Raw genomic sequence first — 13,861 nt, forward strand, 5'->3', positions numbered from 1 at the left:
TTCCAATTTCCCTTGGACACGACCAATGACTCAAACTGGCATACCCTTTCTCTTCCTGCGCGGCGGCACGTCGCGGGGGCCGTATTTCCGGCGTTCGGACCTGCCCGAGGATCGCGAGATCCTGGCCGAGGTGCTGATCGCGGCGCTGGGGGCGGGGCACCCGCTCAACATCGACGGCATCGGTGGCGGCGCGGCGGTGACCACCAAGGTGGCGATGCTCTCGGCTTCAGAGGACGACTGGGCCGATGTCGACTACTTCTTCGCGCAGGTCGCGGTTGCGGAGCGGCTGGTGGACTTCAAGCCGACCTGCGGCAACATCCTGTCCGGCGTCGGCCCGGCGGCGATCGAGATGGGGTTGGTGCCGGTGACCGGCGACGTCACCGAGGTGAAGATCCGCGCAGTCAATACCGGCGCGCGGGTCGTGGCCCGGGTGATGACGCCGGGCGGGCGGCTGTCCTATGATGGCGAGGCGGCCATCGCCGGGGTGCCGGGGACGGCGGCGCCGGTCGAGCTGAGCTTCCGCGGCGTGGTCGGCTCGGCCACCGGGGTCTTCCTGCCCACCGGGCAGCTGCGCGACGAGATCGGCGGGGTCGAGGTCACCTGCATGGACGTCGCCATGCCGATGGTGATCGGCCGGGCCGCGGATTTCGGCGTGACGGGCTACGAGAGCGCGGCCGAGCTCGATGCGGACCGCGATCTCTTCGCGCGGATCGAGGCGGTGCGGCTCGAGGCCGGGCGACGCATGGGGATGGGCGACGTGGCCAAGTCGGTGACGCCGAAGTTCGGATTGCTCGCGCCCGCGCAGGGCGGTGGCTCGATCGCCACGCGCTATTTCATGCCATGGAACACCCATCCCTCGATGGCGGTGACAGGGGCGCAATGCCTGGCTTCCTGCGCCCTGACCCCGGACACGGTGGCCGATGGACTGCTTGAGCGTCCCGCGGGCTCGCCCGCGAACGTGGTGCTGGAGCACGCCTCGGGCACGATTGACGTGCTGGTCGAGTATTCGACTGAGGGCGGCTTTACCCTCGAGGCGGCCGGGCTCCTGCGCACCGCGCGAAAGCTCGCGGAGGGCAAGGTCTTCGTGCCAAGGTCGGTGTGGGGCGGCTTGGTGTAGGGAACGCAGATGAAGGTCCACATTCTCGACGACTGGTTTGACACGCTGCGCGGGCTGCCGTGCTTCTCGAAGCTCGGAGGCCACGACGTCACCGTCTGGACCGATCATGTCGAGGATGTGGATGAACTGGCCCACCGGCTGAGCGAGGCCGAGGCGTTGGTGCTGTTTCGCGAGCGTACCAAGATCACCCGCGCGTTGTTGGAGCGGTTGCCGACGCTCGAACTGATCTCCCAGCGCAGCGTCTACCCGCATGTCGATGTCGCGGCCTGCACCGATCACGGCGTGCTGTTGTGCTCGAACATGCATGCCGACACGCCCTCCTATGCCGCGGCCGAGCTGACTTGGGGGCTGATCCTGTCGGCGATGCGCCAGATCCCGCAGCAGATGGCCGCGACCAAGGCCGGGCGCTGGCAGATCGGCGTCGGCAGGACGCTGCGCGGGCGCAGGCTCGGGCTTTACGGCTACGGGCGGATCGCCAGGACTGTCGCGGGCTATGCCGAGGCCTTCGGAATGGAGGTGGTCTGGTGGGCCTCCGAGGAGGGGCGCGCGCGGGCCGAGGCCGATGGCGCGCGCGTGGCAGCCAGCCGTGAGGCGTTCTTCGCCGAGAGCGACGTCGTCTCGCTGCATGTCCGGCTCAAGCCCGATACGCGCGGCATCGTCACGCTGGACGACCTGTCGCGGATGCGGCCCGGCGCTGTGTTCGTGAACACCTCCCGCGCGGGGCTGATCGCGCCCGGCGCGTTGCTCGAGGCCTTGAACCGGGGCCGTCCCGGCATGGCGGCGATCGACGTGTTCGACACCGAGCCCGCGACCGACCCCGCCGATCCGCTGCTCGCGCATCCGAAGCTGATCTGCACGCCGCATATCGGCTTCGTCACCGAGGACGAGTTCGATCTGCAATTTTCGGACATCTTCGACCAGGTCGTGGCCTATGCGGCCGGGACACCGATCAACGTCATCAATCCCGAGGCCCGGCCCGACGCCTGATCCCAGCGACCACCGGCGCGCCGGTGATGACCAGAACGATTCGTGTCAGATGATGCGCGATGACATAGCCAAGATCGGCTCCGGCGACGATCGCCAGCACCGTCATCTCGGCTTGGCCACCCGGTGCGAAAGCGAGGAAGGCGTCGACGCCCTCGGCGAGGTCGAGCCACCGCACCAGCGATGACACCGCCGCCGCCAGCGCCGCCAGCACTACCACATAGGCCGCGCCCGCCGCCACGTCGCGGCCAAGCTCGCGCATGGTCACGCCCACGAAGTGGACGCCGATGCCGCAGCCGATCAGGAACTGCGCAGCAAGAATCGCCTCGGCGGGCGGGCGCGCATGGATCAGCCCCGAGAGCGAGAGCGCTGCGGTCACGATCATCGGGCCAAGGATCGAGGCGCCGAACAGCCCGATCCGCTCGCCGCCCTTCCAGCCGATCCATGCGGCGGCGGCCATCAGTGCCATCTCCGCCAGCGGCAGGTCAGAGGCGGGCACGCCGATCGGATTCGACAGGCTGCTGCCGTAAAGTTGGGTCAGCAGGATGGGGGCCAGCGTGACGATGAACAGTACCCGCGTCGCGTGGATGAGCGACAGCGCCCGCGCGTCGCCGCCCGCCTCGATGCCGAAGATCACCATGTCCTGTAGCCCGCCGGGCATCGCCGCATAATAGGCCGTCGCTCCGTCGAAACCCCAGACCCGCCGGAAAAACGGCACGCCGACCGCGCCGATCACCGCGATAAAGACCGGCACCAGCGCGATCGAGACCGCCATTTCGGGCAGCCGCGCCAGCACGGCGGGCGTGATCGAGGCGCCGACCGCAACGCCAAGGATCGTGCGACCCGCGACCGAGACCTGCCCGAAGCCGCGCAGCGGTAGCCCAACGAGTGCAGAGAGGAGGCAGGCGAACATGGGCCCAAACAGGAAGGGCAACGGCAAGCTCGCGGCATGGAAGGCCAACGTGCCAAGCGCTGCGACAGCTGCGGTAAGGGCGATGCGGGCAGCGGGCGGAAGCGGCAGGCGAGGCATCGGAAACTCCGCGTTGACTCGGTGTGTGTCCACTTGTATCCAGTTGTATGCAATTTGCAAGGGGAGCATCATGACGCTGAGCGAGGAGGACCGCGGCGAAGGGCAGGGTGGTACCGCCTATCGCCGCCTGCTCGAGGAGATCCGGGCCGGCCGGCTGGCAGCGGGCGACCGGCTGCGTGAGACCGAACTGGCCGAGCGGCTGGGCGTCAGCCGCACGCCGGTGCGTGAGGCGATCCGCCAGCTCGAGGCGGACGGTCTCGTCACCCATGTCCCGCGTCAGGGCGCCAGCGTACGCGGGCTCGACTACGCCGAGGTGATGGAGCTCTATGAGATGCGCGCGGTGCTCGAGGGCACGGCAGCGCGCCTCGCGGCTCGAGCGGCCTCGGAGATCGAAATCGATGAGCTCGCCACCTTGAACGAGGAACTGGTCCGCGCCGGTGCCACGCCACAGGCCTACGACCTTAACCGGCAGTTCCATGCGGCGCTTCTGGATGCCGCCAAGAACCGCTTTCTCACCCGTTCGATCCAGGGGCTTCAGAAAGCGCTAATGATCCTCGGGCCGACGACGCTCACCGCGCCCGAGCGGGCCGAGCGGGCGGTCGAGGAGCACCGCGCCGTGCTCGACGCGCTGATCGCGCGCGACGGCGTGCGCGCCGAGGCCGCGATGCGCGCGCATATCGAGGCCGCCCAGCGGGTGCGCGTTCGCGCTGTCCGCGCCAAGGCGCCGCCGCTCGACGATGGAGACATGCTGTGACGGACACGCCCGACATTCTGGTGATCGGCGGTGGCAACGCCGCGCTCTGCGCTGCCATCGAGGCGGCCGAGGCGGGGGCGCGGGTGCTGATCCTTGAGGCCGCACCCAAACCCTATCGCGGTGGCAATTCGCGCCATACCCGCAACTTCCGCTGCATGCATGACGGGCCGCTCTCGGTGCTGGTCGATGCCTATGAGGAAGAGGAATACGTGGCCGACCTGATGAAGGTCACGGGCGGCAAGACCGACGAAAACCTCGCGCGTCTCGCCATCCGGTCTTCGCAGGACTGCCTGCCCTGGATGGAGGCGCATGGCGTGCGCTTCCAGCCTTCGCTTTCGGGCACGCTGAGCCTCGCGCGGACCAACGCCTTCTTCATGGGCGGCGGCAAGAGCCTCGTGAACGCCTATTACCGCACCGTCGAGGCATTGGGTGTCGAGGTGCGCTACGAGGCGCATGTCATGCATCTCGAACTCGATGGCGACCGCATCGCGCGGGTCGACTTCGATCATGAGGGCCAATCCCACAGCCTGTCGCCGCGCGCCGTGGTCGTGGCCTCGGGCGGGTTCCAGGCCGACCGCGACTGGCTGGCGCGGGCCTGGGGGCCGGCGGCGAAAAACTTCCTGATCCGCGGCACGCCCTACAACCGCGGCGTCGTGCTGGCCGATCTGCTCGATCAGGGCGTGGCCTCGGTCGGCGATCCGACCCAGTGCCACGCGGTCGCCATTGATGGGCGTGCGCCGCTCTATGACGGTGGCATCGTCACCCGGCTCGACTGCGTGCCGTTCTCCATCGTGGTCAACAAGGAGGGCGAGCGCTTCTATGACGAAGGCGAGGACGTCTGGCCCAAGCGCTACGCGATCTGGGGTCGGTTGGTCGCTGCGCAGCCTGACCAGGTCGGCCACGTCATCATCGACGCGAAGAGCATCAACCTCTTCATGCCCTCGGTCTTTCCGCCCCTGAAAGCGGACAGCATCGAGGAGTTGGCCGGGATGATGGGGTTGCCCGCGCAGAAGGTCGCGGCCACGGTGGCCGAATTCAACGCGGCCTGCGGCGACACCTCGGGCTTTAGCCCGATGGAACTCGACGGTGTCACTACGACAGGGCTGACCCCGCCCAAGACCAACTGGGCCCGGCCGATCACCGAGCCGCCCTTTTACGGCTACTCGCTGAAGACCGGAGTCACCTTCACCTATCTCGGGCTCAAGGTCGACGAACGCGCGCAATGCGCCACCGACCGGGGCCCGATCCGCAACCTCTGGGCCGCAGGCGAGACCATGGCGGGCTCGATCCTCGGCCAAGGCTATCTCGCCGGCTTCGGCATGACCATCGGAACCGTCTTTGGACGTATTGCAGGCAAGGAGGCCGCCGCATATGCAAATGCAGCCTGAATTCGTCGAAGAAGCCCGCCGCCAAGCGGAGATCTGCAATGCCTGCCGCTACTGCGAGGGCTATTGCGCGGTGTTCCCCGCCTTGCAGGCCGAGCGCGCTTTCGCGGAGGCCGACCTCACACAACTTGCAAATCTCTGTCACAACTGCCGCAACTGCTACCATGCCTGCCAATACACCGCGCCGCACGAGTTCGACCTGAACCTGCCCAAGGCGCTGGCGGAGCTGCGGCATGACAGCTGGGACGCCTTCGCCTGGCCCGGCGGGCTCGCGCGCGGGTTCCAGCGCAGCGGCACGATGATCGCCGCCGCCTTCGTGCTGGGCTTCGCGGCGCTCTTCCTCGCCGCGCGCGCCCTGCCGGCGGAGGGCGAGGGCTTCTACGCGGTGCTGTCGCACAACGTCATGGTGGCGATCTTCGCGCCGGCCTTCCTACTGCCGCTCGCGAGCCTTTCCGTCAGCCTGCGCCGCTATTGGGCGCATGTCGGAGGCGGGCGGATCACGCTCGGCCATCTGCGCCATGCCTTCGGCTCGGCTGCGAAAATGCGCAACCTCGCCGGCGGGCATGGTGACGGCTGCAACTTCGAGGAAGAAGACCGCTTCAGCCAAGCGCGCCGACATGCCCACACCGCCGTGCTGGTAGGCTTTCTGCTTTGCTTCGCATCGACCTCGTCTGGCACCGTGCTGCACTACGTCTTCGATGCGCCCGCGCCCTACGGCTTCTGGTCGCTGCCGAAGCTCTTGGGGGTGCCGGGCGGGCTGCTGCTCGGGGGGGGGGCGCTCTGGCTCGCGCATCTCAAGCTCAAGGCCGATCCCGAGCTTGGTGCACCAAGCGCCTGGGGCGGCGAGATGGGCTTCGTACTGCTCCTGGCCTTCGTGGCATGGAGCGGGCTGGCGCTCTGGCTGCTGCGCGATCATGCGGCGCTGCCGGTGGTCCTCGCGCTGCATCTGGGCGGAGTGCTGGCCTTCTTCCTGCTGATGCCCTTCACCAAGATGGCGCATGGCTTCTACCGGCTGGCGGCGCTGGTCCGGGACGCGCAACGGCGGGAGGCGAGCTGAGCGAATTCAGGATAGCGGGAGCACGGCTTCGAATCGCGCTCCCTGGGTGCCCGAGGCGAGCCGCACGTCGCCGCCATGCGCCTGCGCGACATCGCGCGCGATCGCAAGCCCCAGACCACAGCCCGCAGTGCCGTCATCCTCGGCACGAAAGAACCGGTCGAAGATACGTTCGCGCAGGTCGTCCGGGACACCGGGGCCGTCATCCTGCACCGCGAGGGTGACGGCCTCAGGGGCGAAATCGAGCGTCACGGCAATCTCACCGCCACGAGCCGCGCCATGCATCAAGGCGTTGTCGAGCAGATTGACCAGCATTTCCTCCATCAGCACGCGGTCGGCAATCATCGACCGGGGCGTGCCGGTCGAGGCGAAGGAAACCTCTACACCCCGCCGCAAGGCGCGCGCGGCGAAGCCTCGGGACGTTTCCGTCGCCAGCGCCACGAGGTCGAGTTCGGACCGTTCGCGGCGCAGGCTGCGGCCGCGGACCTTCTCCATCGACAGTAACTGGTTGGTCAGACGCCCCGCGCGCCGCGCATCCGTCGCCAGATCACCGGCACGGCGGCGCAAGCTGGCCTCGTCGGGTGCGGTGAGCAGTGCTTCGGCCTGAACTTGCAGTGATGCGATAGGATTTCGGATCTGGTGAGCCGCGTCAGAGATGAAGGCGTCGCGCGCGGCGAAGGCTGCACGAAGCCGCGCCAGCAGGTCGTTCGTCGCCTCGACCAACCGGTTCATCTCGGGCGGCACCCAACGGCGGATCGGCTGGAGATCGTCGGGGCTGCGGGCCGCGATTGCCGCTTCGAACTGGCGCATCGGTCGCAAGCCACGATGTATGCCGAACCAGACGATCAGCCCGGCCGTGACGATCACAGAGGCGAGCGTGAAGATCGTCTGCGCCAGCAGCCGCAAGCTGAGCGCAGCGCGCTCGGATACGGTTTGCCAGACCTGCACCGTGACCCAGCCCTCGAACCGCGGATCGTCGAAATGCTCGCGCAGCGTCACGACCCTCACCGGCACCCCGTCCAGAGTGCTGTCGTAGAAGCGCGGCATGTCCGAGTCATCGCCGGGTGGCGGCGCGGGGGCCTCCGAGAAGCCGGTGACGAAACTGCCCTCCGGTCCGACGATCCGGTAGAAGACACGGTCTCCCAGCGCCTCGCTCAGCGCGCCCGAGAGCGCACCGGTCAGGATATCGCCCTCGCTCAGCAGCACGTCACGCGAGATCACCAGCGCCACGGCCATCAGCGTCTGATCATAAAGCCGCTGCGACAGCTGCGTGGCGCTGTCGAGCCGCGCCCAGGACGCAAGACCGGCCACCAGAACCAGCGGCAGCACGATCATCGTGAACAGCCGCGCCCTGAGCGACAGCCGCATCACGCGGACCCGTCGTCGAGCATGTAGCCCAGCCCGCGCGCGGTCCGGATCGTCACGCCATGACCTTCGATTTTGCGCCTTAGCCGGGACACGAGGATCTCCACGGCGTTGGGCTCGACCTCCGAGCCGGTGCCGTAGAGCGTGGCGGCGATCCTCTGTTTCTCGACGATGCGGCCGGAATTCGCCGCGAGCACCTCGAACAGGGCCAGCTCGCGGCGGGGGAGATCGATGGGCCCTGCCGGCCCGGAGAGCCGGCGTGCGGCGCGGTCGAGCCTGAGCGCCCCGAAGCTTTCGATATCGGCGCGCAGTTCCGGCCGCCTGCGGGCCAGCGCGCGCAGCCGTGCCACCAGCTCGGCCACCTCGAAGGGTTTCACGAGATAGTCGTCCGCCCCGGCCTCGAGCCCGGTGACCCGGTCCGAGGTCTTTCCCATCGCGGTCAGCATCAGCACCGGCACGGCATCGCCGCGCGCCCGCAGACTGCGCAGGATTTCCAGCCCGCCCAAACCCGGCAGGTTGACGTCGATGATGGCGATGTCTGCGCCCTCGTCGCGCAGGAACCTCTCGCCCTCCGCCCCGTCGGCGAGCCAGTCGACGGCGAAGCCATGATCGCGCAGCGCGGCAGAAAGCCCCTTGGCGAGACCCTCGTTGTCTTCGATCAGAACGATCCGCATGAAATTCGATCCCGACAGCTTTCGGACAGGTTGCGGGTGTATCCCGCCGGGTCAGGGCCACCGGCGACAGCCGCCGTGGACCCCGGGCACGGCGGGGACGAGGAGATCCGCCGGGACCGTTCGAACTCTAAGACATCAAGGGAGGACGACTTGTCAAAGAATCTCGGCATCACCCGCAGGACGGGACTGGCCATGGCGCTGTGGACCGGCGTCGCTCTGACGCTGCCCATGTCGGCGCAGGCCTCGGTCAGCTTCGAAGGCGAGACCATCGAGTGGATCATCCCGTTCTCGCCCGGCGGAGGCTCGGACACTTGGGCCCGCTTCAACGCACCGTTCCTGCAAAAGTACCTGCCGGGCAATCCGACGGTGGTCGTCGTCAACGAACCGGGCGGCGGTTCGACCAAGGGCGCGAACCTATATGCAGCCCGCGCCAAGCCGGACGGATTGCAGCTGCTTGGCACCTCCGGCTCGACCCAGTTTCCCTACCTCCTGAACGACCCGCGCGTGCGTTACGATTATCAGGACTGGAAGGTGGTCATGGCCTCACCCACCGGTGGCGTGGTCTACACCACCCCCGCGACCGGGGTGACCGCGCCCGAGGAGATCGGCAAGCTCGCGGATCAGAAGCTGACCTATGCCAGCCAAGGCGCGACCTCGCTCGATCTCGTGCCGCTGCTGGCCTTCGAGGCGATGGGGCTCGATGCGCGCCACGTCTTCGGTTTCCAGGGCCGCAGCGATGGACGGATCGCCTTCGAGCGCGGCGAGGTGAACATCGATTACCAGACCTCTTCCGCTTATATCAGCAACGTCCAGCCACTGGTCGAAGCCGGTCAGGCCGTGCCGCTGTTCAGCTGGGGCGCTCTCGACGAGGATGGCGTGCTGGTTCGCGACCCGACCTTCCCCGACCTGCCGCATTTCGGCGAGGCCTACGAGACCCTGACCGGTCAGCCAGCCGAGGGGCCGGAATTCGACGCCTACTTCGCCTTCTTCGCCGCCGGCTTCCCGGCCCAGAAGCTTGTCGTCGTGCCATCGGAGACCCCCGATGAGATCGTTGCGGCCTATGAGGCGGCCTTCGAGGCGATGAAGGCCGATCCAGAATACCAGTCCGCGAAGGAGGCCGTGCTCGGCACCTACGAGCAGGTGACCGGTCCGCAGGCCCAGACCCTGTTCGAGCGTGGTACCACCATCGCGCCCGAGCTGCGCGATCAGGTGGTCGAGATGCTGGCCGGCGAATACGGCGTCCGTCTGGGCGAATAAGCCCGGCCGCCGGGCGGCCCTCGTGTTCGCCCGGCACCATTCCCCATCACCGACATCGCTGCGGCGGGCATGCGCCTGTCCTACCCCATCGCGCATGGCGGCGGGGACGGGCGCCGGCTTGTCGCCGCCATACCAAGGATCGCTGCCGTGGCGGACACGCTTATCAACGCTCTCGCGACTTTGCTCACCTTCCAGCACATGCTCTACATGCTGCTGGGCGTTTCGGTCGGCCTGACGGTCGGCGTCATCCCTGGCTTGGGCGGCATCGCCGGCCTGTCGCTCCTGGTGCCGTTCCTCTATGGCATGGACGAGGTCTCGGCGCTGGCGATGCTGATCGGCCTTGTCGCGGTGATCCCGACCTCCGATACGTTCTCCTCGGTGCTGATGGGCATTCCCGGCTCGTCGGCGAGCCAGGCCACGGTGCTGGATGGCTTCCCGTTGGCCCGGCAGGGACAGGCGGCGCGCGCGCTGTCCGCCGCCTTCGTCAGCTCGATGCTCGGCGGCCTCTTCGGTGCGCTGGTGCTGACCGGTTTCGTGGTAATCGCCCGGCCGCTGATCCTGATGTTCGGCTCGGCCGAGCTTTTCATGCTGACCCTGTTCGGCCTTTCGATGGTGGCGGTGCTCGCAGGGCGCAGCCTTGCCAAGGGGCTCGCGGCCTGCGTCGTGGGCCTGCTGATCGGTTCGATCGGCGGCTCGCCCGCGACCGGCGAATTTCGCATGATCATGGGGTTCGACTATCTCTATGACGGCATTCCGCTCGTCGTGGTGGGTCTCGGCTTCTTCGCCATCCCCGAGATCGCCGACCTGCTGCGCCGCAACGCCGCCATCGCGGAGGGCAGCGCGCTGGGTTCTGGCTGGGGCCAGGGTCTGCGTGACTGGTGGCGAAACGTGTTTCTGTCGCTGCGCTGCTCGGGCCTGGGCTGCATGATCGGCGCGATCCCGGGCTTGGGCGGCTCGGTGGTCGACTGGATCGCCTATGGCCACGCGGTGCAGAGCACCAAGACCGATCCGAAATTCGGCCAAGGCGACATCCGGGGCGTTGTCGCCCCTGAAAGCGCCAACAACGCCATGCAGGGCGGGGCGCTGCTGCCGACCATGCTGTTCGGCATCCCCGGCTCGGGCTCGATGGCGGTGTTCCTCGGCGGCATGGTGCTTCTGGGCATCGAGCCCGGCCCGGCCATGGTCGGCGCCGATCTCGACATCACCTATTCGGTGATCTGGTCGCTCGCCATCGCCAACGTCATGGGCGCCGGGATCTGCCTGATGCTGGCGCAGCCGATCGCCCGGCTGACCCGCGTGCCGTTCCAGGTGCTGGCGCCCTTCATGATCGCGCTGATCTGCTTCGCCGCCTTCCAGGCCACCCGCGACCTCGCCGATCTTGTGGCGCTGCTGGCGCTGGGCGTGCTCGGCGTGCTGATGAAGCGCTTCGGCTGGCCGCGCCCGGCGCTGCTGATCGGCTACGTGCTCGCGCCGCAGGCCGAGACCTACTTCTACCAGGCCGTGCAGTTCTACGACTGGGGCTTCGTCACCCGCCCCGGCGTGATCATCCTCGCATTGCTCACCGTCGCCTCGGTTGTGCTCGGCCTGCGCAATCGTGTCGATGAGACCGGAAGCGCGGGTAGCGTCGAGGCCGGCGGGACCGATCGCCAGCGTCTGCCGCAGGTGCTGTTCGCGGTGGCGATCGGCCTGTTCTTCCTCTGGGCGCTGCGCGATGCGCTCGGTCATAGCTTCCTCGGCATGATCTTCCCGGCCAGCGCCGCGGTGATCGGCTTGGCGATGATCGCGCTGCTGCTGCCGCAGCTGGTCACCGCCGCACCCGGCCACAAGGCGCGCTTCGATGCCGAGCTTGCCGTCACCCCCGATCAGGGGCTGGCGGGGATGTGGGGTGGCATCGGCTGGATCGCGGCGTTGGTCGCGGGCAGCGCGGTGCTGGGCTTCTACGCGGCACTGCTTCTGTTCTTCCCGGCCTTCCTGCTGCTGCGGGCACGGACCCGGCTCGTCCCGGCGGCGCTAATGACCGCATCAGCGGCTGGGGTGGTGCTGCTCCTGGCTTGGGCGCTGTCGCTCAACTTTCCCTATGGGCTGGCGCAGGAGCACATGGCGCTGCCTTGGCCGTTCAGTTGATCCGAGCTCGCGCGAAGCTGCGGCACCGGTAGCCCGGTGCCGCGTCCGTTTCCACCGACACTTTTGACGGCCTGCGGGCCGAATCCGGAGGCCCCATGACACAAACTGGCATACCTTTTCTCTTCCTGCGCGGTGGCACGTCGCGGGGACCGTATTTCCGGCGTTCGGACCTGCCCGAGGACCGCGAGACACTGGCCGAGGTGCTGATCGCGGCGCTCGGCGCCGGGCACCCGCTCAACATCGACGGTATCGGTGGCGGCGCGGCGGTGACCACCAAGGTGGCGATGCTCTCGGCTTCAGAGGACGACTGGGCCGATGTCGACTACTTCTTCGCGCAGGTCGCGGTTGCGGAGCGGCTGGTGGACTTCAAGCCGACCTGCGGCAACATCCTGTCCGGCGTCGGCCCGGCGGCGATCGAGATGGGGTTGGTGCCGGTGACCGGCGACGTCACCGAGGTGAAGATCCGCGCAGTCAATACCGGCGCGCGGGTCGTGGCCCGGGTGATGACGCCGGGCGGGCGGCTGTCCTATGATGGCGAGGCGGCCATCGCCGGGGTGCCGGGGACGGCGGCGCCGGTCGAGCTGAGCTTCCGCGGCGTGGTCGGCTCGGCCACCGGGGTCTTCCTGCCCACCGGGCAGCTGCGCGACGAGATCGGCGGGGTCGAGGTCACCTGCATGGACGTCGCCATGCCGATGGTGATCGGCCGGGCCGCGGATTTCGGCGTGACGGGCTACGAGAGCGCGGCCGAGCTCGATGCGGACCGCGATCTCTTCGCGCGGATCGAGGCGGTGCGGCTCGAGGCCGGGCGACGCATGGGGATGGGCGACGTGGCCAAGTCGGTGACGCCGAAGTTCGGATTGCTCGCGCCCGCGCAGGGCGGTGGCTCGATCGCCACGCGCTATTTCATGCCATGGAACACCCATCCCTCGATGGCGGTGACAGGGGCGCAATGCCTGGCTTCCTGCGCCCTGACCCCGGACACGGTGGCCGATGGACTGCTTGAGCGTCCCGCGGGCTCGCCCGCGAACGTGGTGCTGGAGCACGCCTCGGGCACGATTGACGTGCTGGTCGAGTATTCGACTGAGGGCGGCTTCACCCTCGAGGCGGCCGGGCTCCTGCGCACCGCACGAAAGCTCGCGGAGGGCAAGGTCTTCGTGCCAAGGTCGGTGTGGGCCCCATAATCAATATATTGCCAGGCTAAAGTTCTGCGGAAACCTTTTCGATCATCGAAGCAGTGGCATATCGCATATTCTTATTAGTTACCCGCCGGAACCGGTGCGCCCTCATGCAATAACCTCTTCGACATGAGGGTGACCCAGAAGTCGCGCGGAATCGGCGTCATGAACCATTCGAGATTCTGCTGAAGTTCGCCCTTGTCGCGAGGCCCCGGGATCACCGAGGTGACGAGGTCATTTGCGAGCGGAAATTGCAGGGCGGCCGCTGCCAATGGCACCGCGAAGGCATCAGCCACATCTGCGAGCGCGCGTGCCTTTTCGACGATCTCGACCGGGGCCTGTGCGTAGTTCCAGGTCTCGCGGCCCACTAAGATACCTGAGTTGAAGGGGCCACCACAGATGATCGTGGTGCCTGCGCTCCGGCAAGCCGGGAAGAGCGTATCGAGCGGTGACTGCTCCAAGAGCGTGTATCGGCCCGCGAGGAGAAATACGTCCCAATCGCCGATCCCGAGCGCGTCCATGCAGACCTGGTTCTCGTTGACGCCCAGACCGATCGCCTTGACCTGGCCGGATCTGCGCAGCTCGTCCATGGCACGATAGCCGCCTTCGGCGAGATCCGCGAAATGGCGGGCGTTGTCCTCGCCATGGGTAAAGACGCCGATGTCGTGTGCCAGCAGGATATCGATGCGGTCGAGCCCCAGGCGCTGGAGGTTGTCCTCGAAGGCTCGCATGATCCCGTCATAGCCGTAATCGTAGACGACGTGGAACGGCAGAGGATCGTTCATGCCGTAGTCCTCGGGGTTTTCGACCCCACCGGGTTTCAGTAGCCGACCGACCTTGTCTGACAGGACGTAGTTGGTACCGCGTGGTCTGCCCCCACTGAAGTGCTCCGCCCACTGAGATAGATTTATCTCGTCAGGAGGAGGACGAAGCGATGGGTGG

At 67.6% G+C, this 13,861-nt stretch carries 12 protein-coding genes; 8 read left to right on the forward strand and 4 right to left on the reverse strand.

All coding sequences use genetic code 11. The features are described 5' to 3' along the window. Positions 1–25: 25 nt before the first annotated feature. Entirely contained in the window at positions 26–1,117 is a 1,092-nt protein-coding gene (locus tag O4G76_RS16070; RefSeq protein WP_269398271.1) for a 4-oxalomesaconate tautomerase, read from the forward strand. Between the two features lie 9 nt (positions 1,118–1,126). Further along, positions 1,127–2,104, forward strand: coding sequence for a D-2-hydroxyacid dehydrogenase family protein (locus O4G76_RS16075; RefSeq protein WP_269398272.1), 978 nt, complete (start codon positions 1,127–1,129; stop codon positions 2,102–2,104). Here the strand turns inward: O4G76_RS16075 and O4G76_RS16080 are convergent. Then, entirely contained in the window at positions 2,076–3,131 is a 1,056-nt protein-coding gene (locus O4G76_RS16080) for an AbrB family transcriptional regulator (RefSeq protein ID WP_269398273.1), read from the reverse strand. The genes O4G76_RS16075 and O4G76_RS16080 overlap by 29 nt on opposite strands. 76 nt (positions 3,132–3,207) lie before the next feature. Here O4G76_RS16080 and O4G76_RS16085 point away from each other — a divergent pair, with 76 nt between their 5' ends. Genes O4G76_RS16085 through tcuB form a run of 3 tightly spaced genes read left to right on the forward strand, consistent with a single transcriptional unit; the run spans position 3,208 to position 6,327 of the window. After that, positions 3,208–3,885 (forward strand): GntR family transcriptional regulator, encoded by a 678-nt coding sequence (locus O4G76_RS16085; RefSeq protein ID WP_269398282.1) that lies wholly within the window; start codon positions 3,208–3,210, stop codon positions 3,883–3,885. Further along, positions 3,882–5,273 (forward strand): FAD-dependent tricarballylate dehydrogenase TcuA, encoded by a 1,392-nt coding sequence (gene tcuA / locus O4G76_RS16090; protein ID WP_269398274.1) that lies wholly within the window; start codon positions 3,882–3,884, stop codon positions 5,271–5,273. Before O4G76_RS16085 ends, tcuA begins: the two co-directional genes overlap by 4 nt. Further along, positions 5,257–6,327 (forward strand): tricarballylate utilization 4Fe-4S protein TcuB, encoded by a 1,071-nt coding sequence (gene tcuB / locus O4G76_RS16095; protein ID WP_306467340.1) that lies wholly within the window; start codon positions 5,257–5,259, stop codon positions 6,325–6,327. Before tcuA ends, tcuB begins: the two co-directional genes overlap by 17 nt. Before the next feature lie 6 nt (positions 6,328–6,333). Here the strand turns inward: tcuB and O4G76_RS16100 are convergent, their stop codons facing one another. Together O4G76_RS16100 and O4G76_RS16105 are read right to left on the reverse strand one after the other, a co-directional pair. After that, a complete protein-coding gene (locus O4G76_RS16100) occupies positions 6,334–7,692 on the reverse strand; it encodes a sensor histidine kinase (protein WP_269398275.1) in 1,359 nt (452 codons plus the stop codon). Further along, positions 7,692–8,363 (reverse strand): response regulator transcription factor, encoded by a 672-nt coding sequence (locus O4G76_RS16105; protein ID WP_269398276.1) that lies wholly within the window; start codon positions 8,361–8,363, stop codon positions 7,692–7,694. The genes O4G76_RS16100 and O4G76_RS16105 overlap by 1 nt, the downstream gene beginning before the upstream one ends. 192 nt (positions 8,364–8,555) lie before the next feature. On the opposite strand from O4G76_RS16105, the gene O4G76_RS16110 reads away from it, so the two are divergent. From O4G76_RS16110 to O4G76_RS16120, 3 genes are all read left to right on the forward strand, one after another. Then, positions 8,556–9,620 (forward strand): Bug family tripartite tricarboxylate transporter substrate binding protein, encoded by a 1,065-nt coding sequence (locus O4G76_RS16110; RefSeq protein ID WP_373568046.1) that lies wholly within the window; start codon positions 8,556–8,558, stop codon positions 9,618–9,620. A gap of 147 nt (positions 9,621–9,767) precedes the next feature. Beyond that, on the forward strand, positions 9,768–11,744 hold the full coding sequence (locus tag O4G76_RS16115; RefSeq protein ID WP_269398278.1) for a tripartite tricarboxylate transporter permease: 1,977 nt from the start codon (positions 9,768–9,770) through the stop codon (positions 11,742–11,744). A 95-nt stretch (positions 11,745–11,839) separates the two neighbouring features. Next, positions 11,840–12,925, forward strand: coding sequence for a 4-oxalomesaconate tautomerase (locus O4G76_RS16120; protein ID WP_269398279.1), 1,086 nt, complete (start codon positions 11,840–11,842; stop codon positions 12,923–12,925). A gap of 74 nt (positions 12,926–12,999) precedes the next feature. Here O4G76_RS16120 and O4G76_RS16125 read toward each other — a convergent pair. Then, positions 13,000–13,861 (reverse strand): aldo/keto reductase (locus O4G76_RS16125; protein ID WP_269398280.1); only part of this gene is annotated, 862 nt, incomplete at its 5' end.

The sequence above is a fragment of the Limimaricola sp. G21655-S1 genome (assembly GCF_027213785.1).
In the GTDB taxonomy this organism is placed as follows: Bacteria; Pseudomonadota; Alphaproteobacteria; order Rhodobacterales; family Rhodobacteraceae; genus Limimaricola.